Annotated in this window: 23 protein-coding genes; 9 read left to right on the forward strand and 14 right to left on the reverse strand. The window is 39.2% G+C overall.

Translation table 11 applies throughout. The annotated features are described in order from the left end of the window. Positions 1–9: 9 nt before the first annotated feature. The 4 genes from R2Q84_RS09625 to R2Q84_RS09640 form a co-directional block, all read right to left on the reverse strand. On the reverse strand, positions 10–1500 hold the full coding sequence (locus R2Q84_RS09625; protein ID WP_316816318.1) for a SusD/RagB family nutrient-binding outer membrane lipoprotein: 1491 nt from the start codon (positions 1498–1500) through the stop codon (positions 10–12). 16 nt (positions 1501–1516) lie between these two features. Further along, positions 1517–4756: a SusC/RagA family TonB-linked outer membrane protein gene (locus tag R2Q84_RS09630; RefSeq protein WP_316816319.1), complete on the reverse strand. Its 3240-nt coding sequence runs from the start codon at positions 4754–4756 to the stop codon at positions 1517–1519. A gap of 87 nt (positions 4757–4843) precedes the next feature. After that, positions 4844–5101 (reverse strand): hypothetical protein, encoded by a 258-nt coding sequence (locus R2Q84_RS09635; protein ID WP_316816320.1) that lies wholly within the window; start codon positions 5099–5101, stop codon positions 4844–4846. A gap of 154 nt (positions 5102–5255) precedes the next feature. Continuing rightward, the gene (locus tag R2Q84_RS09640) at positions 5256–6830 is read right to left on the reverse strand and encodes a glycerol-3-phosphate dehydrogenase/oxidase (RefSeq protein WP_316816587.1); all 1575 of its coding nucleotides are present in this window, start codon (positions 6828–6830) and stop codon (positions 5256–5258) included. Positions 6831–7029: 199 nt separating this feature from the next. On the opposite strand from R2Q84_RS09640, the gene R2Q84_RS09645 reads away from it, so the two are divergent. Then, positions 7030–7794: a DeoR/GlpR family DNA-binding transcription regulator gene (locus R2Q84_RS09645; RefSeq protein WP_316816321.1), complete on the forward strand. Its 765-nt coding sequence runs from the start codon at positions 7030–7032 to the stop codon at positions 7792–7794. Between the two features lie 8 nt (positions 7795–7802). Here R2Q84_RS09645 and R2Q84_RS09650 read toward each other — a convergent pair whose 3' ends face one another. The 6 genes from R2Q84_RS09650 to R2Q84_RS09675 form a co-directional block, all read right to left on the reverse strand. Next, positions 7803–8774: a polyprenyl synthetase family protein gene (locus R2Q84_RS09650; protein WP_316816322.1), complete on the reverse strand. Its 972-nt coding sequence runs from the start codon at positions 8772–8774 to the stop codon at positions 7803–7805. A gap of 4 nt (positions 8775–8778) precedes the next feature. Next, the gene (locus R2Q84_RS09655; RefSeq protein ID WP_316816323.1) at positions 8779–10194 is read right to left on the reverse strand and encodes an MBL fold metallo-hydrolase; all 1416 of its coding nucleotides are present in this window, start codon (positions 10192–10194) and stop codon (positions 8779–8781) included. A 69-nt stretch (positions 10195–10263) separates the two neighbouring features. Next, complete coding sequence (locus R2Q84_RS09660) at positions 10264–11280, reverse strand: type I asparaginase (RefSeq protein ID WP_316816324.1); 1017 nt, start codon at positions 11278–11280, stop codon at positions 10264–10266. Between the two features lies 1 nt (position 11281). Then, the gene (locus tag R2Q84_RS09665) at positions 11282–12049 is read right to left on the reverse strand and encodes a TatD family hydrolase (protein WP_316816325.1); all 768 of its coding nucleotides are present in this window, start codon (positions 12047–12049) and stop codon (positions 11282–11284) included. Positions 12050–12155: 106 nt separating this feature from the next. Further along, positions 12156–13163: an FKBP-type peptidyl-prolyl cis-trans isomerase gene (locus tag R2Q84_RS09670; RefSeq protein WP_316816326.1), complete on the reverse strand. Its 1008-nt coding sequence runs from the start codon at positions 13161–13163 to the stop codon at positions 12156–12158. Positions 13164–13220: 57 nt separating this feature from the next. Beyond that, entirely contained in the window at positions 13221–14231 is a 1011-nt protein-coding gene (locus R2Q84_RS09675) for a DHH family phosphoesterase (protein WP_316816327.1), read from the reverse strand. Between the two features lie 143 nt (positions 14232–14374). Between R2Q84_RS09675 and R2Q84_RS09680 the strand changes: the two genes are divergently transcribed. From R2Q84_RS09680 to R2Q84_RS09690, 3 genes are all read left to right on the forward strand, one after another. Next, positions 14375–14794, forward strand: a complete 420-nt coding sequence (locus R2Q84_RS09680; protein WP_316816328.1) for a nucleoside-diphosphate kinase — start codon at positions 14375–14377, stop codon at positions 14792–14794. Between the two features lie 127 nt (positions 14795–14921). Further along, positions 14922–15653, forward strand: coding sequence for an FKBP-type peptidyl-prolyl cis-trans isomerase (locus R2Q84_RS09685; RefSeq protein ID WP_316816329.1), 732 nt, complete (start codon positions 14922–14924; stop codon positions 15651–15653). 60 nt (positions 15654–15713) lie between these two features. Beyond that, positions 15714–15887, forward strand: coding sequence for a hypothetical protein (locus tag R2Q84_RS09690; protein WP_316816330.1), 174 nt, complete (start codon positions 15714–15716; stop codon positions 15885–15887). 7 nt (positions 15888–15894) lie between these two features. Here the strand turns inward: R2Q84_RS09690 and R2Q84_RS09695 are convergent, their stop codons facing one another. Together R2Q84_RS09695 and recF are read right to left on the reverse strand one after the other, a co-directional pair. Continuing rightward, positions 15895–16185, reverse strand: coding sequence for a DUF721 domain-containing protein (locus tag R2Q84_RS09695; protein WP_316816331.1), 291 nt, complete (start codon positions 16183–16185; stop codon positions 15895–15897). Continuing rightward, entirely contained in the window at positions 16178–17281 is a 1104-nt protein-coding gene (gene recF / locus R2Q84_RS09700; protein ID WP_316816588.1) for a DNA replication/repair protein RecF, read from the reverse strand. The genes R2Q84_RS09695 and recF overlap by 8 nt, the downstream gene beginning before the upstream one ends. Positions 17282–17485: 204 nt before the next feature. Between recF and R2Q84_RS09705 the strand changes: the two genes are divergently transcribed. The 4 genes from R2Q84_RS09705 (at position 17486) to ytxJ (ending at position 19291) form a co-directional block, all read left to right on the forward strand. Continuing rightward, positions 17486–18157 carry a tetratricopeptide repeat protein gene (locus R2Q84_RS09705; protein WP_316816332.1) on the forward strand — a complete coding sequence of 224 codons (672 nt, stop codon included), beginning with the start codon at positions 17486–17488 and terminating at the stop codon, positions 18155–18157. A gap of 98 nt (positions 18158–18255) precedes the next feature. Further along, the gene (gene ribH, locus R2Q84_RS09710) at positions 18256–18747 is read left to right on the forward strand and encodes a 6,7-dimethyl-8-ribityllumazine synthase (RefSeq protein ID WP_316816333.1); all 492 of its coding nucleotides are present in this window, start codon (positions 18256–18258) and stop codon (positions 18745–18747) included. Positions 18748–18815: 68 nt separating this feature from the next. Further along, positions 18816–18938, forward strand: coding sequence for a hypothetical protein (locus R2Q84_RS09715; RefSeq protein ID WP_316816334.1), 123 nt, complete (start codon positions 18816–18818; stop codon positions 18936–18938). Positions 18939–18958: 20 nt separating this feature from the next. Continuing rightward, a complete protein-coding gene (gene ytxJ / locus R2Q84_RS09720; RefSeq protein ID WP_316816335.1) occupies positions 18959–19291 on the forward strand; it encodes a bacillithiol system redox-active protein YtxJ in 333 nt (110 codons plus the stop codon). Here the strand turns inward: ytxJ and R2Q84_RS09725 are convergent. Then, the gene (locus tag R2Q84_RS09725) at positions 19281–19685 is read right to left on the reverse strand and encodes an OsmC family protein (protein ID WP_316816336.1); all 405 of its coding nucleotides are present in this window, start codon (positions 19683–19685) and stop codon (positions 19281–19283) included. The two genes, ytxJ and R2Q84_RS09725, sit on opposite strands and share 11 nt — an antisense overlap. A 100-nt stretch (positions 19686–19785) precedes the next feature. Between R2Q84_RS09725 and R2Q84_RS09730 the strand changes: the two genes are divergently transcribed. Next, entirely contained in the window at positions 19786–20205 is a 420-nt protein-coding gene (locus tag R2Q84_RS09730; RefSeq protein ID WP_316816337.1) for an META domain-containing protein, read from the forward strand. Between the two features lie 82 nt (positions 20206–20287). Here the strand turns inward: R2Q84_RS09730 and R2Q84_RS09735 are convergent, their stop codons facing one another. Next, positions 20288–22462: a DUF5916 domain-containing protein gene (locus R2Q84_RS09735; RefSeq protein ID WP_316816338.1), complete on the reverse strand. Its 2175-nt coding sequence runs from the start codon at positions 22460–22462 to the stop codon at positions 20288–20290. Between the last annotated feature and the right edge of the window lie 50 nt (positions 22463–22512).

A 22512-nucleotide genomic window follows, 5' to 3' on the forward strand; every position in this document is an offset into this window, starting at 1 on the left:
TTGATTACGTTATTTGTTCCACCACATTTTTGTATTCAGATCATCCGCACCAAATACTGATAAAGCTGCTTGGTAATTGGCTCCGTTTAATGATTGTACATAGACCGGATACCTCAATCTTACCGGCATGTTACCATCATTCTGTAAACCGCTACCTTTAGGTAGAACGGGGTGTCCCGTTCTGCGGTATTCGAACCATTGCTGGAAATCTGTAAAAAATAAAGTGTAATATTTCTGCGCATGAATTTTCTCCATCTTATTGAATTCTGTATCACCGTCGTTCCATACTAAAGCTGGATTAGCCATGTAATTAGTTGGTACATTTAGGCCCCAGAAAGTAATCGCATTATTCACCCCATTTTCATAATAAGTCTTGGCACTGCTGCTGATATAATTCTTCACCGCACATTCTGCCAGTATAAACTGTACTTCTGCATAGTTAATGATATTACCCAGTAATGGCTCGTTCATTAAAGCTGCATTGTACCTCGATTCTGGTTGAGATGCTTCTCCCCTTGGGTAACCACTAGGAATACCTGCGTATGCACCTTCATATAAAGTAGACCACTTAGCCCTGCGTGGATCTCCCCAAACATTTAAATTATTCAGGAAGAAAATAGTTAAGCCATTGTCTCCGTTAAAGTCAAATGGACGATACGTATTAAAAGGAGAAACAAAAGGCTGTATGGTTGTATACCTGATCACCGCTGACTCAGCATTTGATGAAATGATCGGGTATTTAGTTGGATTATTTACAATCTCATTGATCTTGGCAATTGCATTTGACTCTGTCCTGGCAGATGCACGTAATAACAATCTTAAATATAAAGAGTTGCTAAATTTACGCCATGCTGTAGTAGTTGCAGTTGAGGCCTGCGCTACATCTGGCATTGTTGAAAAAATCGCCTTACCGTAAAGTGGTTCAATAGACAATTGATCTGCAGTCATTGCGGTTGGCGCAGCCAACAAGTTATTTGCCTCTTCAAGCTTTCTAAACAGATCAGTATAAATACTCTGTTGTGTATCAAATTTAGGCTGAAGGATTCCTTCCTTACCTTTATTTGCCTCTGAGTAAGGTACATCACCAAATGTATCTGTGATCAATGAAGAAGTAAACACATCGCAGATTAACCCAAAAGCCATATAGGTTTTATTTTTCAAGGCCATACCGCTGGAGTACATATCCTTAAAGTTTGTAATCTGCAAATACCAGTTGTTCCACATATAGTCCGACTCACTTGGTCTGATCACGTATCTGTGAATTTCATCGCCATCGGTTGTGGTTACATGTACTTGCATCAATTCGTTGGTTAAACGTAATGCTCGGGTATTGTTTCTTGATACCACATCCCAAATTGCAGGCGTAAGTAATGCCTCCGGACGGGCAGCCTTACTGCCGTTTTTATCGGTATTAATTTCTTTAAAATCTTTTGTACAAGCACTTAACACCGTCAATCCGGTAAGTCCAAGTAAAATATATGTTTTTAATGTTTTTTTCATGATTGCATATTTTATGTTAGAAACCTACGGTTATGTTAAGACCAAAAGTTCTGGTTGACGGGAACTGTCCCGTTTCAAAACCCTGCGTAATTTCACCGTTACCACCGATCGTTCCGAATTCAGGGTCAAATACTGGCCACTTGGTAAAGACAAATAAATCTCTTCCATAAACACCAATGCTTGCTTTTTCTAACCCAAGCTTGCTAATCATTTTAGGGCTTAAGCTATAGTCGAATCTTGCCTCTCTGAATTTTATAAAGTTGGTGCTAAAAGTATTAGACTCTACATTGTCTCTATTAAAATGCGCTTTGTAGTAAGCTGCTGCAATTGGCGATACTACCGTATTAGGGCTATAACTACCATCAGCATTTTTAACCACGCCATTTCCAAGAATTCCATTATACCTACCTGGAATTGTCTTTTTCAATTTACCTTCTTCAGCCAAAACAGAATGGGTTAAGGAGTAAGCTACACCTCCAAACTGTCCATCGAACAAAGCATTAAACCTAAATCTTTTGTAGCTAAAGTTAACGCCCATACTTGCCTTATATGGCGAAGTAGTATTACCGATTTTCTGTGAGTTTAGGCCAAGAACCGGGTAACCTCCGTTATAAACTATCTGTCCATCAGGTGATCTTTCATAACCTAATCCATACAGATCACCCAAACTACCACCTACTCTAGCCTCTACTGTTCCTCTTGGGCCAGATGACATCACATAGGTACTAATGCTGTCCTGCAATTCAATTACTTTATTCCTGTTTAATGAAAAAGTACCGTAAACCTCCATATTGAATCCTTCCTTGTTAACTATGGGCTTACCACTCAACTGAACTTCAACTCCTTTGTTTTGAATTTCGCCGGCATTTAAGATGATGGAAGAATAACCTGTAGCTCGATCGATAGGGCTACTAATGATCTGGTTATATGTATTACTTTGGTAAACGGTTACATCTAAATTCAATCTGTTATTTAAGAATTTAACGTCTACTCCAAATTCTTTACTCAGTGTTTTTAATGGTTTCAAATTTGAGTTAGAGATCATAGTCGGATTACGTAAGCTACCAGGAAACAAGCTTCCGTCGTACACATAATCAGTATAATAAGGAGTTATACCTCCACTTCCAACATCAGCAATTGAGGCCCTAAGTTTTAAGAATGAAATAAATTCCGGCAGTTTAATTTTCTCAGATAGAATTGCGCTCAATGACACTGATGGATAGAAAAATGAGACGTTATCTGTTGAAGTTGGTGTTGCCAATGTACTTCCCCAGTCGTTTCTTGCAGTAACGTCCATATAAAGGAAATTATCGTAGCTCAAAGTACCTAATGCATACAAACTGTTCACTGCATACTCTGCCGTATAAGGTAAAGCAACTACTTGATTCTTCGAATTGGCAAAGGTGAAGATGTTAGGATATAAAAGCTGATCTGCTCTCAATTCATCTTTCTTATAGCGGTTCATCATGCGACTTCCCCCTCCGGTAATACTGTATTCTAACTTACTACCGATCTTATTGTCGTACTTTAATAAAAAGTCTGAGTTGACCTCCTGACTAAAAATATTTTGAGTACGGTACATACCAGTAGCATAGCGGTTGGTACTGAACGGACGTTGTTGTGACCTGGATTCGTAAGACAAATCAACAGCCGTTCTAACCATTAGGCTCAGGTTTTTTAGGAAATTATAAGTTGCACTTACATTTCCAGTAACCTGATTACGGTTAGACTTGTTTAACATCTCATTAGCAATAAGATATGGATTATCCAGCAAGCTACTAAAAGGACGTGTCTGCGTAAGTCCTTCTTCGCCCGGCACCCAATAATCTTTAAACCAATCAATATTCATGTTTGGTGTCATCCCTCTAAGGAAATACATTATTGTTTGGTTATTATACCCTGTAGAAGGAAGGTTGTCTGAGAATTTATTGTTATAATTTACTTTACTGGCAATTTGCAATTTGTCATTAAATTTGCTGTTTAAAGACAAGGAAACTGTGTTTCTGTTATAGCCAGTATTTGGAACGATCCACTTGTTTTTAAGATTGGTAACCGACAAACGCGCAGTATTTTTATCATTTCCTCCATCAAGCGAAAGACTGTTTATAAAGGTGTTTGCAGTATTAAAAAAGTCTTTTCTATTGTTTGGATAAGCTACCCATGGCAATCTTGTTGCACTTGTTGTTCTGGTAACAGGGTCGTATTGAAAATAAGACTGCCCATCAAACTTTGGTCCCCAGGCAGAACTTGTACTTCTTGTACTTGCACCATCCGCTGTTGCGAGATAAGAATAATATAAATCTTGTCCAGCATCACCCTGTCCATATTCATATTGATAATCCGGCCATCTATTGATGGTTTCAAAAGAGGTATTGGAGTTTAATGTGATCCCAACACCTTTACGTTTCATTCCAGATTTTGTAGTGATGATTACCGCGCCATTTCCTCCTCTATAGCCATACAAAGCTGTAGCTGCAGGGCCTTTCAAAACAGAAACACTTTCGATATCATCCGGATTGATGTCGGCCAAGCCGTTACCAAAATCTGCAGGTGATTCAGCAGAGAGGTATGCACCACTTCCCGTACCTGTAGAACGCCCACTACTTGCACTTGTAATCACTCCATCTATTACGATTAATGCCTCACTGCTTCCTCCTAATGAATTTTCACCACGCAGGACAATCTTGTTTGTTCCTGCCGGACCTCCTCCTGATTTTACAAGATTTAATCCTGCAACCTTACCAGTTAAAGCATTAGTCCAGTTATTTGACATTGCATTGGTCAAGTCTTCATTGGTTACTTTACCAACTGAATATCCCAGGGCTTTTTCTTCCCTTTTAATACCCAGCGCTGTAACAACAACTTCATTCAGCTCTTTACTTGAACTGCTCAGGCTGATACTTAAATTATCCTGATTCGCGCTGATCAGATTTTTTACCGTAGCATAACCCAACATATTAAAAGAAACCTCGGTTCCTTTCGCCACTTTCAGGTTGAAAACACCGTTTCCATCTGTTACGCCCAAAACCTTTTTCTCTTGATCGGTAATTGTTACACCAGGCAATGGTAAACCATCCGTTGCATCTTTTACAGTACCTTTTACGGTAACCGTTTCCTGAAAAAACAATTTACCTGAAACCGACGCTTCGTTGGCTTTAAGTAATTGTGGCAACTGTAAAAAAACCACCATCAATGCATAAGCAAGATATCCAAATGGCCTTTTAAATTGCACGTAGCTTGTAAAATTTTTAATCATAATGCTATTTAATAAATTGGTTTTTGTTCTTCTTTTTATCTTTTAGCCAAACCATAGCTATCCCAAGAGAATAATTACTCCTAATTATTATCCCTTAGCTAGTTGAACAATATCAAAGCCTACGCTAGAATTTTCTACATAGCGTTCAACTCCAATATGTCCATCAAACAATACTTTATTTTTAACAACTGAGGCAACCAACTGACCAACAACACGCTCCTCCCTCTCCTCATTAGACTCTGCATAAGCAAAACAAAAGAAAACGACAAACAAAACGAAAGCCGTCCATTTAGCCACCAGAGCAGAAAAATGCAAATCTAAGGATATATGGTAAAACTTCTTCATTCAATTTTAATTATTCGGCTAGTTCTTTTTGTTTTGCAGCATTTCGTTTTATTTCGATTTCCGAATTTGCTGCAAAGATCATGGTTGCAATTTTAAGCTAATGTTAAGTCTTCATTAAGTTAGACGGCCATTATTAATACCGCCAACCCAAATCTTATCCTACCGGCGAGTACAATAAATACCGTCCGACAAGCTTGGTAAACTCAGCAACCTGCACATTTATCCACTGTTCATCTTTACCCAACTCCTCAGCCATTACCTTAGCAACAGCCGGCGCCAGCATCAACGCTCCTTTCGCATCAAGAAACAACAAACGCATTCTACGGGAAAGCACATCCTCAACGGTACGGGACATTTCATTCCTCACCATCCACACCACTTCAGCTTTCACATATTTAAAGCCCACGTGCAAAACCTCACCCAATTCCGGTTTAGCTTTAATCAATCCACGAATCCCATCTGCATCAGCGCCATACAAACCAAGCGCACCTTTTTGCATCTCGGCAACATAACCATGGATTTTAACGTCCTGGGTAATACATTTCTTAGCTGTCAACTTACCCAAAGCAATCGCTTTATCTACTACATCCATCGCCATTCTGCGATAAGTCGTCCACTTGCCACCAGTTATAGTAATCAGTCCAGACGCACTAATGATCAACTTGTGGCTTCTCGAAATCTCTTTAGTACTATCCGTATCCTTACCTGGAGCAGCCAATGGACGCAAACCCGCAAATGCAGCCAACACATCTTTTCTTGAAGGCTGTTTTGTCAGATACTTACCCGCAGTAGTCAATATAAATTCAATCTCCTCCTCTAAAGGCCTCGGTTCTAAACTATGTTCATTTAAAGGCGTATCAGTAGTCCCCACTAATACTTTTCCATGCCAAGGCACAGCAAACAAAACCCTACCATCTGAGGTTTTCGGAATCATCAATGCACTATCACCATTCAAAAACGACGGATCGAGTACAACATGAGCACCCTGACTCGGACGAACAATCGCCCTACCTGTCGGCACATCCATTTTTAAAATCTCATCCACAAAAACACCAGTAGCATTAATCACTACTTTTGCATTCAAGTTGAAACTTTTGTTTGATTCCGAATCAACAAAACTCACTCCACTCACTTCGCCGTTCTCCTTGATTAAACCTACAACCTTTGTATAATTTAACAATACACCACCGTATTCAGCAGCAGTTTGCGCAAGGTTCAAAGCCAGCCGGGCATCATCAAATTGCCCGTCACTATAACTCACGCCACCAATCAAACCATCAGGTTTTAAACCCGGAATCACCTTCAAAACTTTTTCAGCAGACAAAAAAGAGGATTTCTTAAAACCACTCTTTCCAGCCAGCAAATCATAAAGCTTTAAACCAATCAGATATTTATATTTAGATAACCATGAATAAACAGGTATAATGAATTCCTGGTCTTTAACCAGATGAGGCGCATTCTTTAATAATAACCCGCGTTCGTGCAACGCTTCATACACCAATGCAATATCCCCCTGCGCGAGGTAACGAACCCCGCCATGCACCAACTTAGTGCTCCTACTCGACGTACCTTTCGCAAAATCAGACTGCTCCAACAACAAAGTACGATAACCTCTACTCGCAGCATCAACAGCAGTACCCAAGCCCGTTGCCCCACCGCCAATAATAATTACATCCCAATTTTCTTGCTCTTCTACCTGTTTTATGAAGGATTCGCGACTAAACACCATTTCGTTTGTTTTCAATTTTAAATATCAATATTTCATAAACTTTCGTTTACAATATCAAATGTAATAAAACGAAACTAAAAAAAGATATATATTATAAAAAACAAATTGTCATTTTTATTTTTTAGCCTTAAGTTTGTTCATGACTTAATTTTGGAATTAAAAATTATGTTTATATTACTAACGCTTTATTTATAGATAAATGATCAACATAGCTGAAAGACATCAGTATATTCTAAATAAAATCCAAACAGATGGCGCAATAGACGTGCAGTCTCTTTGCAAAAAACTGAATGTTTCGTCCGTAACAATTCGGAAGGACTTGAAACTCCTGGAAGACAAAAATCTTTTATTCAGAACACACGGAGGTGCAACACTCAACAATCCTTACACCGTAGATAAGCATGTAAATGAAAAGGAACATTTGCAATCTGCAGAAAAAATGAGGATAGGTGCCTTAGCGGCTGATTTGATTGAAGACAACGACTCCATCATCATTGCTTCAGGAACAACTGTATTGGCCATGGCCCGTAGCATTAAACCTAAAGGAAGCTTAACAGTCATCACCTCAGCCTTAAATGTAGCTCTTGAACTGCTTAACCGCAACGACATAGAGATTATCCAGCTGGGAGGTACATTAAGAAAAAGTTCGGCATCGGTTGCCGGTCCATATTCGGACAATGTACTTGGCAATGTTTTCTGCAGCAAATTATTCCTTGGTGTAGACGGCATAGACCTCGAATTTGGTTTAACCACAACCAACGCTTCAGAAGCTCACCTAAATAGACAAATGATTGAATCTTCACAGAAGATCATCGTATTGGCCGATTCTACAAAGTTCGGCAGACGCGGTTTCGGGAGAATCTGTGGAATTGAAGAGGTTGACCACATCATAACTGACGATGGAATTTCCGATCAAATTAAAAAGGGATTAGAAAGTCACGGTATTAAAGTCTCCATTATTTAACTGGAGACTTATTTTTTACGTTCTGTAGTATACCTAACCAGCTGCTCAAGCCCGGCCCTGGCATCGCAGGGTTCAAAAGAATGTAGAATATCGAATGCTTCCTGCTGATACTGGACCATTTTTTCGTTTGCATAACGCACACCTTCTTTTGCATTTACAAAATCGATGATCTCCTGTATTTTCGCGGGCTCTTCCTGATGGTTCTTCACCAGGTTGATGATTCTTTTCTTTTCTGCCTTTTCGGATCTGTTCAGTGCATAAATCAAGGGCAAGGTAACTTTCTTCTCTTTAATGTCAATTCCCAGCGGCTTACCCACATCGTCAGTACCGAAATCAAACGTATCGTCTTTGATCTGAAAAGCAATACCTACCTTTTCTCCAAACAGTCTCATTTTTTCTATTGTCTCCTCATCAGCACCTGCGGAAGCTGCACCACAAGCACAACAAGAGGCAATCAACGAAGCCGTTTTTTGCCTAATGACATCAAAATAAAGCTCCTCACTGATGTCCATCCTCCTTACCTTCTCAATCTGCAACAGTTCACCCTCACTCATCTGCTTTACAGCTTCAGAAACGATCTGCAGTAAACGGAACTCGGAGTTATTTACAGAAAGCAACAAACCTTTAGCCAACAAATAGTCACCTACCAGGACAGCAATCTTGTTTTTCCATAATGCATTAATGGAAAAGAACCCCCTGCGCTCATAAGCGTTATCAACAACATCGTCGTGTACCAATGTCGCCGTATGTAATAGCTCTACCAATGCAGCCCCTCTGTGGGTAGACTCAATGATTCCACCACATAGCTTAGCCGCAAAAAACACAAACATTGGCCTGATCTGCTTCCCCTTACGTTTTACAATATAATGGGTTATTCTGTCAAGCAATGGAGCGTCGCTATGCATAGACGCTTTAAACTTTTCTTCAAATGCAGCTATGTCGGCAGCGATAGGTAGTTTTATCTGGTTTATTCCCGGCATCTTGTTAGGCTTTCATCGCTTTAGAAGGACAAGCAAAATCAGTACGTTTTAACCCTGTATTCTTGATAGCGCCATAGCCCCCGGCAATATCAATTACCTGATCAACACCTCTGGCTTTAAGAATAGAAGCTGCAACCATAGATCTGTAGCCTCCTGCGCAATGAATATAGTACGTATCTTTATGGTCAATTTCAGTCGTCCATTCGTTGATATAATCAAGCGGACGCGTCATCGTCATTTCAAGATGCTCGGATTCATATTCACCTGGCTTCCTCACATCAAGTACATTGATAGCGCTATCCGTTTTTACAATCTGCTCAAACTCGTCAGCGCTTATAGATTTAATGGTATCTGTATCCTTTCCTGCCAGTTGCCACTCAGCAATACCACCAGCCAGATAGCCGATTGTATTATCGTAACCAACCCTTGCCAAACGAGTAATCGCCTCCTCTTCTTTACCTTCTTCCACAACCAATAACAAAGGTTGCTTCAGATCAGTAATCAAAGCGCCTACCCATGGTGCAAATTGTCCGTTCAGGCCTATATTTACCGAAGAAGGAACAAATCCCTTAGCAAACACCTGCGGATCTCTTGTATCTAATATTAAAGCACCGGTTAAATTTGCCATTGCTTCAAATTCCGCGGGAGCCAAAGGCTTAAGTCCTTTCTCAAAAACATCATCCACACTTTCATAACCATGCTTGTTCATTGCGGCATTTTTTGCAAAATATTGAGGAGGAGGCAGAATACCATCTGTAACCTCTTTTATAAATTGTTCTTTTGATGCTGCTTTGAGTGCGTAATTCACTTCCTTTTGGTGACCAAGGGTATCGAAGGTTTCTTTACTCATGTTTTTACCACAAGCAGATCCCGCACCATGCGCCGGATAAACCAGCACATCATCTGGAAGTGTTAATATTTTATGATGTAAAGAATCGTATAAAGTTGCAGCCATGTCTTCCATAGTCAGATCGCCTTGTTGTGCTAAATCGGGTCTGCCAACATCTCCAATAAACAAGGTATCCCCTGTGAACAGACAATAAGGTTTTCCATCCTTATCAGCAAGCAAATAGGTAGTAGACTCAGGCGTATGGCCCGGAGTATGCAACACCGTAATGGTCAGCTCTCCAACCTTAAACTGCTCGCCATCTTCCGCGATATGTGATTTAAATGAAGTTGTAGCTGTTGGCCCATAAACAATCTCCGCACCCGATTTCTCTCCCAGATCGATATGACCGGAAACAAAGTCAGCGTGAAAATGCGTTTCAAAAATATACTTAATTACAGCACCATCTTTTTTTGCCTTTTTAAGATAAGGTTCTACCTCGCGCAAAGGATCAATAATCGCGGCCTCGCCGTTACTCTCTATATAATAAGCGGCTTCTGCCAAACATCCTGTATAAATCTGCTCTATCTTCATTACTTTTTTATTGATCCTCAAATTTAAAATTATTAATCCTGCCTAAAAAACAAACGCAGAACTTTTACTTTATGCGGTTAATTCTCCGCGAAGCGACTGCTCCATCAATTTAACCACCTCAGTATAGTCATGTCCTTGTGCCATCAAATACATGAGTTTAGTAATCGTGGCTTCAAATGTCATATCATAACCACTTACCACACCCATTTCCTCCAACTGCTTACTGGTTTCATATTTACCTAACTCAACCGATCCACGCTGGCACTGAGAAATGTCAACGATAATTTTACCACTATTTACAGCTTCCTGCAAACATTTGATAAACCAGGGAGCAGTAGTGGTATTTCCAGATCCGAATGTTTCCAGAACAATCGCGTCTACCGATGAATGCGTAATCGCCATCACCGCTTGCTGCGAAATTCCTGGATACATCTTCAATACACCAATATTAGAGTTAAAATCCAGCAATACCTGTAGTTCCTTTTCAGGCTGAGGCAATATATAGTTATTGAAAAAAGTCAAATGTACACCCGCTTCTGCCAACACCGGATAGTTTGGAGAACGGAAGGCTTCAAATTTTTCTGAATTGTATTTAATGGAACGATTACCACGAAACAACTGTGAATCAAAATATATACAAACTTCGGGAACTTTAGCTTTCCCGTTATCTTTCATTGCAGCTATTTCCAGTGCAGTAATCAGATTCTCCTTAGCATCAGTTCTGATCTGTCCAATTGGAAGCTGTGAGCCTGTAAGGATCACTGGCTTGCTCAAGTTTTGCAGCATAAAACTAAGTGCAGAAGCTGTAAACGCCATGGTATCGGAGCCATGAAGAATTACGAACCCATCAAACTCATCATATCTGGTATAAATGAGCTTTGCCAATTCTGCCCAGATATCGGGATGCATATTTGAAGAATCCATAATTGGATCAAAAGAGTGCACCTCAAGTTCATAATTCAATCTGGCCAATTCTGGCACATTTTGTTGAATTTGCTTAAAGTTAAAGGGAATCAGTGCACCGGTATCGGTATCATTTACCATACCTATAGTTCCGCCCGTATATATGATGAGTATTTTGGTCATGTTAGATTTTAAAAATGCTGATGGAATTTGCTGTGGTCACAGAGGCAATCTCTTCTACGCTGGTATTATATATTTCGGCCAGTTTTTGCGCAATATGTACGAGGTAGCTACTTTCATTTGGCTTTCCTCTATGCGGCACCGGTGCCAGATAAGGGGAATCTGTTTCCAAAACAAGATTTGCCAAAGGCACATGTTTTAAAACTTCATCCAATCCTGCTTTTTTATAAGTCACCACTCCACCTATTCCTAAGTAAAAGCCTAACCCGATAGCTTTATTAGCCTGCTCAAGGTTTCCGGTAAAGCAATGCAAAATTCCTCTGAGCTGTTCGTCCTTTTCTGCTTCCAGAATCTCAAAAATCTCATCAAAAGCTTCTCTGCAATGAATTACAATAGGCAGATCTAAATCCTTTGCCCATTTAATCTGTTCACGAAATGCGGCCTGCTGAATAGCAAGTGTACTTTTATCCCAGTGTAAATCTATACCAATCTCTCCTATGGCATAAATATCCCTGTCGACCATACTCTGACAGATTTCATCCAACACCTCTTCATAATCTTCTTTTACATCACAGGGATGTAAACCAGCCATTGCAAAACAGTTCTTAGGATATTTTTTTACCATACCGTCAATTTTTGCGATAGATGCAACATCTACGTTAGGCAAAAATAAGCGCTCAATTTGATGATCAAAACAGCGCTGCATGAGCTCATCTAGTTTATCCGCATCCGTTTCGTAATACAGATGTGTATGGGTATCGGTTAAAAGCATTGGCGAAGTTAATAAAAACCATCGGAGCTTAACAAATAAAAAACCCGGTATGCAAAAGCACACCGGGTTTTTTATTTGTTTATCCAACTTATGGATAATATGTTAATTACTTTTTAGCTGTCGGAGCTGGAGTAACCGGGGCAATTGTAGCGCCAGCCTCTGCAGCAGGAGCAGCAGGTTTTTTAATGTCTGTTAACTCAACTTCAAATACAAGTGGAGAGAAAGGACTGATACCACCCTGAGGCATACCACCTTCGCCGTAAGCAAGGTTTGAAGGGATGATTAAAGTGATTTTCCCACCTTTACCGATCAACTGTAAACCTTCGTCAAATCCTGGAATTGCTCTTCCTAAAGTAATTGGACGAGGACCATATTGAGCCATTGCATTATGTTTACCAGCTTCTTTTGCTATTTTCTCATCACTAGTATCGAAAATATTGTCTTTACCGTCAGATTTTTTAGTAGTTAATTTACCAGTATAGTTAACCATCATAGTATCACCTAAAGCTGGTTTAACTGCATCACCTGGTTTGCTGATCACATATTGCAAGCCTGAAGCAGTAGTAGTAGTTTTCAGGTTATTCTCTGCAATATAATTTTTGATTTTACCAGCTTCAGCGCCTTTCTTTTTCTCGATGTTAGCTTTGTAATCTTTTTCAAAGAAATCTCTCGCTTTTTTCTGGAAGGTAGAATCTGCTTCATTAGCACCTTTAGCCAATACTTTTTCTACTTTAACAGTAAACACGATGTATTTATCTTTTGTGCCCGGAGGTTTTGGCTGACCAGAGCGTGCCGCCATTGTATCCAAATCCAATTTAAATGTTGCACTGTCACCTTCTCCGAACAACGTTAATACATCATTCATATCACCGTCATATACTTTTTTCGCTACTGGAAAAACCTGAGGCTGATCCATATCCCATGTATTGAACATCACAGAATCTTTCTCACTTTTTTGGATAAAGTTTAATTTAACAATATCGCCTTCTTTAATTTTTGCATTACCACCATCTTTATGGATGATGTAAGACAGGCCTCCCGGACCTTTTTTGTAGTTGTTACAAGCAGCCAATCCAAGTGTAGCTGCGAAAAGAATTACTATACCTTTCTTCATGTGGTTTTTTAAATTATACTTTTTATATGTTTATTTTCAATATTTACAAGCTACATGTTACCGCAGCAATTGGTTTTTATATTCGGTTAAAAGCGCTTTAAAATCAAGCACTGTATCTTCTAAATTCTTATCTGAATACCCTCCGGCAGCGTTTCTATGTCCACCTCCATTAAAGTACCTTCTACAAATTTCGTTCGCCGGAAAATCTCCGGTGGAGCGCAAAGATAATTTAACTTTATCAGTTCTTTCAATAATAAATGCGGCCAATTTAACACCATTTACTGACAATGCATAATTTACAATGCCCTCGGTATCACCGGTTACAATATTATATTTTTGTAACTCTTCTTTTGTTACCTTAATAATAGCGGTATTAAACTCCCTAAGTATCTCCAGTTTCTCACTTAGACAATGTCCCAGGAAACGTAAACGATTTTCAGTAGCATTATCGTATACCAGTTGATGAATTCTCCAGTGTTCGGCCCCCAAATCGATTAAATCAGCAGCAATGCGATAAACCGCAGCATTTGCAGACTCAAACCTGAACGATCCCGAATCTGTCATGATACCAGTATACAAGCAAGTCGCAATATCCTTGTTCATCATTGCGCCATCCTCTAATTCGTTTACAATAAAATCATAAACCAATTGTGCCGCAGCACAGGCATTGATACTCCAATGACGATAGTCATCAAAATCTTCAGGCTCCAGGTGGTGATCAATCATGACCTTGTAAGCCTCGGATGCCCTAACTAATTCACCAAGCTCATTGATCCTGCTTAAAGCATTAAAATCAAGGCAGAAAACAATTGACGCTTCTGCAACCAGCTTTGCCGAACGTTCCTGTTCATCGGTATAAATAATTACATCGGCATTATTGGGTAACCAATGCAAAAAGTAAGGATAATCGGTTGGGGTAATCACTTTCACATGGTGTCCTTTCTGGATCAGATAAGCATATAAGCCCAATGATGAACCCATTGCGTCACCATCTGGTTTATGATGTGTAGTAATTACAATTTTCTGTGGCGTAGCCAGTAACGATTTTAATTCTGAAATTGATAGCATAACATTCGCTGCAAAGCTAGTAATTTAATGATAATTGAAGCCTATAATATTTAGGGCTTTAAGCTATAATTTTAAACGTAATAAAACAGCCCTTTAATATTAACTGTATAAAATGTAATTTTGCAAAAAATTAAAAAATTAAGATGAGTACAAACAGAACTTTTACCATGATTAAGCCTGATGCAGTTGCTAATGGCCATATTGGTGCTATCATTAACGACATTACTGCTGCTGGTTTCAAAATCATTGCATTAAAATACACAAAACTAACTCCGGAAACTGCTGGTGAGTTTTATGCAGTTCACAAAGAACGTCCTTTTTATGCTGACCTGGTAAGCTTCATGTCTTCGGGACCAATCGTTGCTGCGATCCTTGAAAAAGACAATGCTATCGAAGATTTCAGAAAATTAATCGGTGCTACTAACCCTGCTGAGGCTGCTGAAGGAACTATCCGTCAGAAATATGCTAAATCAATTGATGCAAATGCTGTTCACGGTTCAGATTCTGACGAGAATGCACAAATCGAAGGTGATTTCTTCTTTACTGCTGCAGAACGTTTCTAAGCACTAAAATACTTCCTTCATCTAGGTTATCAATCTGACAACCTAGGTGATAAAAAATAAGCACCTCAAAAAAAGGTGCTTATTTTTTTATAAAGTTTGTACCTTTCAACCGCAACAAATAAAACAAATGAAGAAGACCGTAATTACACTAATGCTCCCTTTTTGTGCCTTAACGCTAAACGCACAAACCACAAAAAAAACTACTACAGTTAAAAAAACAACCACTACAGTAAAAAAAGTGGCCCCGGCAATTGTATTTAAATCGACATTGGATTCAGCAAGTTATGCTTTTGGTAACACCATGGCCAACAGCATGAAAAATGACGGTTTAAACAGCTTAAACTACGAATTACTGATTAAAGGCTTAAAAGATGGCTTTGGAAATGCAACACCGTTAATCTCTAAAGAAAAATCACAGGAAGCCATCAGTAAATTGTTTGCTAACGTAAGCAAACAAAAATATGCCCCTGCAATTGCCGAAGGCAAAGCCTTTTTAGAAAAAAACAAATTACAGACAGGTGTACAGGTTACCGCAAGCGGAATACAATACCAGGTAATCAACAGAGGAACAGGAATCAGACCTAAAGCTACCGATACGGTATTGGTTAACTACAAAGGAACCCTGTTGAATGGCAAACAGTTCGATAGTTCCTACGACAGAAATGAACCACTATCATTACCTTTAAATGGTGTTATTGCAGGTTGGACAGAAGGTGTACAATTGATGCAGACAGGTTCAAAATACAAGTTCTTTATCCCTTATAACCTGGCTTACGGAGAACGTGGTGCCGGTGCCGACATCCCTCCTTACAGCACACTTATATTCGAAATCGAACTACTAAAAGTTAACGGAAAATAGTACTAATAAAAACCATTGTCGCGGTTTATTGTTGTTTAATTACATCAACCCATTGAACCTATGACAACGAAAAAATATTTTCCATTAGCAATCATCGCCTTCCTTTCAACAACACTGATGAGTTGTGACCTTATACAGGGCATCTTTAAAGCTGGAGTCTGGACAGGCGTAATCGTAGTAATACTGGTATTAGCGCTTATCGTATGGTTAATCAGTAAAATATTTGGCGGATAGATTTTAATTAAAGAAAAACAATATCTGTAATCACTTCAACACCGGCACGTTCATTTATTTTTTGAATGATGCCGGTTTTTACCATTAATAGCTCATTCTTTATTACCGACGACTCAATCCTCAAAAACAACTTCTTTTGTGAAACATAGATTTGCTTTGTCCGGTTCGAAATAGCCTTCCCCATCAGGTCCGGCCACAACGCGACTACCGAAGTCTCATCAAATTTGCCTTTAAGCTTATAAACATTCAGCAATTTGCCAATGCCTTCTTTTAGTGTAATGTCATTAGGTTTACGCATGATTTATTGCTCCATTAGTTACCTCAAATAAAGTTATCGGCACCTCAATTTTATTAAATACAGCCAGCACACGTTCTCTCCCCGTATCTGTAATAAAGATCTGCCCAAAATCATGATGCGATACCATCTCCATCAGTTTGTGCATTCTGCTGTCATCCAGTTTATCAAAAATATCATCCAGCAACAACAAAGGCTTAAAACCTTTATATTTCTGAAGATAAGCATATTGCGCCAGTTTCAAGGCAATTAAAAAAGATTTCTGCTGCCCTTGGGAGCCAAACTTTTTCAAAGCCATATCGGAAATGGTAAATATCAGGTCATCTTTATGAATCCCGGTAGTCGTTCTTTCCAGAATTTTGTCTTTTTCTATCGACTGCAACAACAGCTGCTCAAAAGATGTGTCGTGAAGCTGACTCTGGTACTGTAAAGTTACCTGCTCCTTGTCATTGGTTAAAAACTGATAATATTTATCGAACAATGGGATAAACTCCACCATAAACTGCTGACGCTTGGCATAAATTTTTGTCCCTGATGCCACCAGTTGTTCATTATAGATTTCCAATAAAGTTGGGTCATAACTACGTGTGATAGCAATCTGTTTAAAAAGGGCGTTACGATTCAACAGATGGCGGTTATACATGATCAACTCGTCCAGGTAACCAGTATCCGTTTGCGAGATCACATTATCCATAAAACGTCTCCGCTCCTCACTCCCTTCCATAATAATATTGGTGTCATAGGGAGAAATCATCACCAAAGGAAATAAACCAATGTGATTGGCCAGCTTATCGTATTCTTTTTTATTCCGTTTAAATTGTTTTTTCTGATTACGTTTTACCCCGCAGGTAATCTTCTCGTTTTTTTCATCGCGATCAAAATCACCCTGGATCATAAAAAGATCATGACCAGATTTAATCTGCTGCGTATCGATAGGATTAAAATACCCTTTACACAGACATAAATAATGAATAGCATCCAGTAAATTAGTTTTACCAGCTCCATTATCGCCTACAAATGCGTTTACAGTTTTCGAAAAACTAACATTTGCATCCGTATAGTTTTTAAAATTAAGAAGGGTAATGTTTTTTAACCACATAGTATCAGTAGCCAAAGTTACCGTTTAGCTTTGTTAATTCTATGATTTGTTTTTCGGCTCCAACAAGCCATCCATTTATAAATATTAACCTTTACCTCGGTTCTAATTAACGCTCAGTTCATTAATTTTGTTTAAATACTTAGAAAAGGGTTGATACTTTGATGTAAAAATGTATTTTTGCAATCCTTAATTTTTTTAAATAAAATGTCTACAACAGAAAAAGAAGTAAATCAGCCGGTAAGAAAGGGCTCTTTTTTAGAAGAGAATTCGAAAAGCCTTTTATTCATTGCAGGTGCAATTGTAGTATTAATTGGTATATACTTCTGGTATCAGAATGTATATCTTAAAAACAGGGCTGAAGAAGCATCTGCTAAAATGTACAAGGCAGAACAATATATCGGTGCTGCCGATTCATTGGCTAACAAAGCGATTAATGGTGAAGGTGGATACCCTGGTTTAGAGAAAATTGCAGATGAGTATGCCAATACAAAATCAGCAAACCTTGCTAATCTGTACCTTGGAGGTATTTATCTGCGTAAAGGTGAATATAAAAAAGCTACTGAAGTTTTAGGAAAATATGCTGAAACAGGAAGCCCGGTTGCAGATCCATTAGCACTTGGTTTATTAGGTGATGCATACAGTGAGTTGAAAGACTTTAAACAAGCAGCTACTTACTACAAAAAAGCAGCTGATAAAGCAAGCAACAAATTCACTTCTCCTATGTTCCTTAAAAAACTAGGTTTGGTTTATGAGAACCTTAAAGACTTTAAAGGCGCTGAAGAAGCCTATACAAAAATAAAAACTCAGTATCCTGAAAGTCAGGAGGCAACTATGATTGATGAGTACATTGCACGCGCATCTGTACAAGTTAAATAGAAAGAGTTAAAAATTTGACTAAAAAGGTTAGCTTACAGCTAGCCTTTTTTTATGCCCTAACTTCAACTCATTTCTGAAATTTTATCTAAGTTTGCAGCATGGCAACACAATTAAAAAACCTTTCCGATTTTTCGCATACGACAATCCCTAATGGCAGTGCTTTCAAATTTGCAATCGCGGTTGCAGAATGGAATGCTGAAGTAACAGGCGCACTGTACAATGGAGCATTAGAAACCTTGCTTAAACACGGTGTATTGGCGGACAACATTATCTCTGTACCGGTACCAGGCAGCTTTGAACTAACCTCTGCAGCTGAAATACTTTTACAAAAGCATAAGGATCTGGATGGCGTAATCTGTTTGGGTTGTGTAATTCAAGGCGAGACGAAACACTTTGACTTTATTTGTGATGCCGTAGCCAATGGCATTACTCAGGTAGGCATTAAACATGCAAAACCAGTAATATTTGGTGTATTGACTACCAATGATCAGCAACAGGCGATTGACAGAGCTGGTGGTAAACACGGCAACAAGGGAGATGAAGCTGCCATTACTGCTTTAAAAATGGCAGAGCTAGCTGCAACAGTATAACAAACTTTGATTCTTTTGTTAAAATCTGTAGATTAGTACAAATATTTCATTAAAGAAACCCAATAAAGATGAAAAGAGTTGCAATACTATTGCTTGGCGTGTTTTTTGCAATAACTGTCCTGGAAGCCTGTTCTAATAAAATCTGCCCGGCATACAGTTCGTATCCCGAAGGCAAAAGAAGAAGAGGATAGGGCGGGATAATTTCGTAAATATGCAGTGGACAAACATTACCGATCTGGCACAGATCAATCAGATACAACAACAAGAAGGCTATAGCTTGATATTCAAACACAGCACACGCTGCTCTGTTAGCTTAATGGCAAAAAAACGTTTCGAAATGGACTGGTCTGTCTTGCCTGAAGACACTTCTTTATACTTTTTGGACTTAATCAGCTACCGCGACATTTCTGCGCAGGTAGCCGAAACTTTTCAGGTACATCATGAATCGCCGCAAATCTTATTGATTAAAAACGGCGATTGTATATTAGATGCTTCACATAGTGACATTTCAGCTGAAGAAGTAGCTGAGGTGATTAATAATTAAAAGTTACTGTTTTCTGAATATCCGGGTGTAAACTATACATCACAGGACAGGTATTAGCTGAACGTTCAATAATCTTTTTGTCTTTATCTGAATAGTTATTTGCCGGAAATTGGAAGTTAACTACAATCTCTGCAACTCTTCTAGGATTTTCAGCCATAATCTTTGTGATGTCACAAGTAGTACCATCAATGTTAAAGCCATGCTCATTAGCGGCAATACCAACAATGGTAAGCATACAATTCCCTAATGAAGTAGCTAATAAATCAGTTGGTGAGAAAGCCTCACCTTTACCTTTATTGTCAACAGGCGCATCGGTAATAATTTCCTTGCCGGAACGCTCATGTATCGATGTGGTTCTTAAACCACCGTTGTAAGTTATTTTTGAAGTGCTCATGACGTAAAATTAAACATTACAGCGCTAAACAAGCATATTTTTTCGCTGATAAATTCCATTTAGAATTAACTAACTTTAAATAAAAACAAGATCAAATACCATGAAAAAAATCATCACACTTATCCTTATCGCTATAAGTACCTTAACAGCCTGCAATACGATGAAGAAGGGTCAATCCAGCGAGAAATTAACTGGCAACTGGGAACTAAACTACATTACAGGAGTAAGAATTGCCTTTAATGGTTTATACCCGGACACTAAACCCAGCCTTAATTTTAAAGCCCCATTTAAAGAAGTAAGTGGCAATTCCAGCTGTAATGGATTTAGCACAAAGCTTGAAGTTAATGGAAACAAAATGACCGTTTCCCAACCTATCGCAATTACAATGAGACATTGTGAAGGTGAAGGAGAACAAAGGTTTATGGACATGCTGAAAAAAGTAACAGCTTACAGCATCGAAGGCAACACCCTTACCTTATTACAGGATGATATTGCTGTAATGAAATTTACAAAGAAATAAAATCTTCGTTTCTGCTTAGTTTAAAAGAGGTTTTATCATTAATTCAAAATAACGATTGAATTGATGATAAAACCTCTTTTACTTAAATATTTAGCCAGTACACCAGCTTAAGTACCAGCGCTCTGTTTTTCACAGAGAAAGGCTCAGGCAGATAATTATCAGTATAAACAATAAACAAGTCTGAAGCCGGACGATAACGCCACTGAAACCTGGTATTCAGGTTCACATTCTTGCGCTGTTCATTATATTGTGCAAACCCGGTAAAAAACAGGGTATTCGTCATCGTTACATCCAACCTTGGCCCTACCAGCCAAAAATCATTATTTCCCCAGGGTTGTTGCAGTTTTAATTTATTGTAATTCGCACTCATGGCCAAACTCACATAAGGCTGAAAACGATAACCAAATTCACCGCCTAAAGTCAGTCTTTTACCATCTGCATAATACCCCCCATAACGGGCACTTAAAGTATAGGTAAACAAACTCTGCGGTTTGGATACATAATCTACACCTACAGTGCTCCAATTGTGCTCGGTCCCTCTAGCTAAGCTATCCGTCCCGCTATTCAATGGATTAAATGGCTCTAGCAACTTAATATAAGTACCCGAACCCCATACATTCAGTGTATTTCTACTACGAAAAACCAAACCATAAGACGCCATTAACTCATTATCGGTACGGTTCATCTGCTCATCAAAGAAGTTAGTGGAAGTTATTTGTGGCCCATGACTCAACAAAGGTCCATGTTTAGGGAAGAAAAGACGGGTAATCTGTGGTGCAAATTTAACATACCCCTGTCGTGGTACATAACCTACCTCGGCTGTATAGTTTTTACCAACATACTCCTGCTGCCAGCTAATGTTCCATTCCCTACTGGTATACTGCAAATTGGCTGCGTGCGTCCAATCCTTACCCGTTTTACCCGGACTAAAAGATTTCAGCATAATTGCCTTACCGGTCCAAAAATTATTGGCGGAAGCCAAATTGTACTCCATCCCGAAATTACGGTTGTAACGGGAATAAGTTGGCGTCCCGGATGCCACCTGACCAGGATCATAATTAAGCGATTCCTTATTGATCAACAGGAAGCCGACATTAGAACGGGCAAACACCCTGCGTTGTAATGCAGCTACTGTAAAATTCTGTGCAGGCAATGAAGTAGAATGCTGCTTTTCAGTTTGCATATTCATCACACCCAGACGCCAGTCTTTATTGAGCTTACCACTTAAACGTGCCCCAAACTGAATTGGTACTCCTAAACCTATCCGACGAGAAAAAAAAGGACGAATCCCTGCATAACCGAAATTGCTAAACTGGTCCCCATTTTCAAGGAAGAATTGTCGCCGTTCCGGAAAGAAAAGTTCAAAGCGATCCAGGTTAGTCACCTGCTTATCCACATCCACCTGTGAAAAATCAGGATTTACCGTAAGATCAAGATTTAATGAGGAAGTAACCGCAACTTTAGCATCCAGTCCAACATCCCTGCGCCACTTAGTCGGAGTACCATTCTGATAATCTTTATTAATACCCCCAAGTACATAAGGGATCAATGAAACCGTAGTCCCAGGGTCTGGAGGTGGCACATCCCAAACCAATACACCGGTATAAGCAAGTGAAGCCGAAGGAAATTGTCTGGGTACAGGAGCCCAGCTACTTTTCTCTGTGGTTTTTAAATCATTACGCCCAAAGTTAATGCCCCAACGCGAAATCCCCTTTTTGTACCGGATACTTTTAAAAGGAATTACCGCTTCAAAAACCCATTTATCAGGATAATTTTTAACAACCGAATGCCATTTATTATCCCAGCTTAAATCGACCTTACCTCCGTCATACATCAGGCCATCCCATTGCGCGCCAGCCGCATTAGCGCCAAAAGAGAAACCGTTGGTCTGGTCATCAAAGGGATCCATAAACATCAAAAAGTTATCATTTTTCAAAAAAGAGAAATCGCGGCGTAGCGATTCCACCATATATGGACCGGGCATACCGTTGTAATTCACCACCAGCATATAGATATTTTGTGCGTCATAAGTCATCCGCACATCTGTACGCACCTTAGCATAGCTCGTATCCATTGGCAGCACCATGAAAAAATCAGTAGCAACATCAGCATCGGCCCAGGCCTGCTCATCAGCTACGCCATCTATCTTTACAGGTGATGACGCTTTACGAATATTTAATTGGTAAGCTTCATTCTTTTTTTGGGCGGTCAACTGTAAACAAAAGAAACAGAAAAGTACCGAGAGTGTTCTACGCACAATATTTGGTTTAGCGGTTAAAATTCTCCCAAGATAAAAAAATATAACAT

The sequence above is a fragment of the Pedobacter nyackensis genome (assembly GCF_032678475.1).
Classification (GTDB): Bacteria; Bacteroidota; Bacteroidia; order Sphingobacteriales; family Sphingobacteriaceae; genus Pedobacter; species Pedobacter nyackensis_A.

Bases quoted from the DNA above. Each gene is read 5' to 3' on its own strand.
- recF (WP_316816588.1), bottom strand. From the start codon at position 17,281: ATGTGGTTAAAAAACATTACCCTTCTTAATTTTAAAAACTATACGGAT.
- ytxJ (WP_316816335.1), top strand. From the start codon at position 18,959: ATGCAGTGGACAAACATTACCGATCTGGCACAGATCAATCAGATACAA.
- R2Q84_RS09650 (WP_316816322.1), bottom strand. From the start codon at position 8,774: ATGCCGGGAATAAACCAGATAAAACTACCTATCGCTGCCGACATAGCT.
- R2Q84_RS09655 (WP_316816323.1), bottom strand. From the start codon at position 10,194: ATGAAGATAGAGCAGATTTATACAGGATGTTTGGCAGAAGCCGCTTAT.
- R2Q84_RS09665 (WP_316816325.1), bottom strand. From the start codon at position 12,049: ATGCTTTTAACCGATACCCATACACATCTGTATTACGAAACGGATGCG.
- R2Q84_RS09630 (WP_316816319.1), bottom strand. From the start codon at position 4,756: ATGATTAAAAATTTTACAAGCTACGTGCAATTTAAAAGGCCATTTGGA.
- R2Q84_RS09645 (WP_316816321.1), top strand. From the start codon at position 7,030: ATGATCAACATAGCTGAAAGACATCAGTATATTCTAAATAAAATCCAA.
- R2Q84_RS09660 (WP_316816324.1), bottom strand. From the start codon at position 11,280: ATGACCAAAATACTCATCATATATACGGGCGGAACTATAGGTATGGTA.
- ribH (WP_316816333.1), top strand. From the start codon at position 18,256: ATGGCAACACAATTAAAAAACCTTTCCGATTTTTCGCATACGACAATC.
- R2Q84_RS09725 (WP_316816336.1), bottom strand. From the start codon at position 19,685: ATGAGCACTTCAAAAATAACTTACAACGGTGGTTTAAGAACCACATCG.
- R2Q84_RS09680 (WP_316816328.1), top strand. From the start codon at position 14,375: ATGAGTACAAACAGAACTTTTACCATGATTAAGCCTGATGCAGTTGCT.
- R2Q84_RS09705 (WP_316816332.1), top strand. From the start codon at position 17,486: ATGTCTACAACAGAAAAAGAAGTAAATCAGCCGGTAAGAAAGGGCTCT.
- R2Q84_RS09690 (WP_316816330.1), top strand. From the start codon at position 15,714: ATGACAACGAAAAAATATTTTCCATTAGCAATCATCGCCTTCCTTTCA.
- R2Q84_RS09625 (WP_316816318.1), bottom strand. From the start codon at position 1,500: ATGAAAAAAACATTAAAAACATATATTTTACTTGGACTTACCGGATTG.
- R2Q84_RS09730 (WP_316816337.1), top strand. From the start codon at position 19,786: ATGAAAAAAATCATCACACTTATCCTTATCGCTATAAGTACCTTAACA.
- R2Q84_RS09675 (WP_316816327.1), bottom strand. From the start codon at position 14,231: ATGCTATCAATTTCAGAATTAAAATCGTTACTGGCTACGCCACAGAAA.
- R2Q84_RS09695 (WP_316816331.1), bottom strand. From the start codon at position 16,185: ATGCGTAAACCTAATGACATTACACTAAAAGAAGGCATTGGCAAATTG.
- R2Q84_RS09685 (WP_316816329.1), top strand. From the start codon at position 14,922: ATGAAGAAGACCGTAATTACACTAATGCTCCCTTTTTGTGCCTTAACG.
- R2Q84_RS09715 (WP_316816334.1), top strand. From the start codon at position 18,816: ATGAAAAGAGTTGCAATACTATTGCTTGGCGTGTTTTTTGCAATAACT.
- R2Q84_RS09670 (WP_316816326.1), bottom strand. From the start codon at position 13,163: ATGAAGAAAGGTATAGTAATTCTTTTCGCAGCTACACTTGGATTGGCT.
- R2Q84_RS09635 (WP_316816320.1), bottom strand. From the start codon at position 5,101: ATGAAGAAGTTTTACCATATATCCTTAGATTTGCATTTTTCTGCTCTG.
- R2Q84_RS09640 (WP_316816587.1), bottom strand. From the start codon at position 6,830: ATGGTGTTTAGTCGCGAATCCTTCATAAAACAGGTAGAAGAGCAAGAA.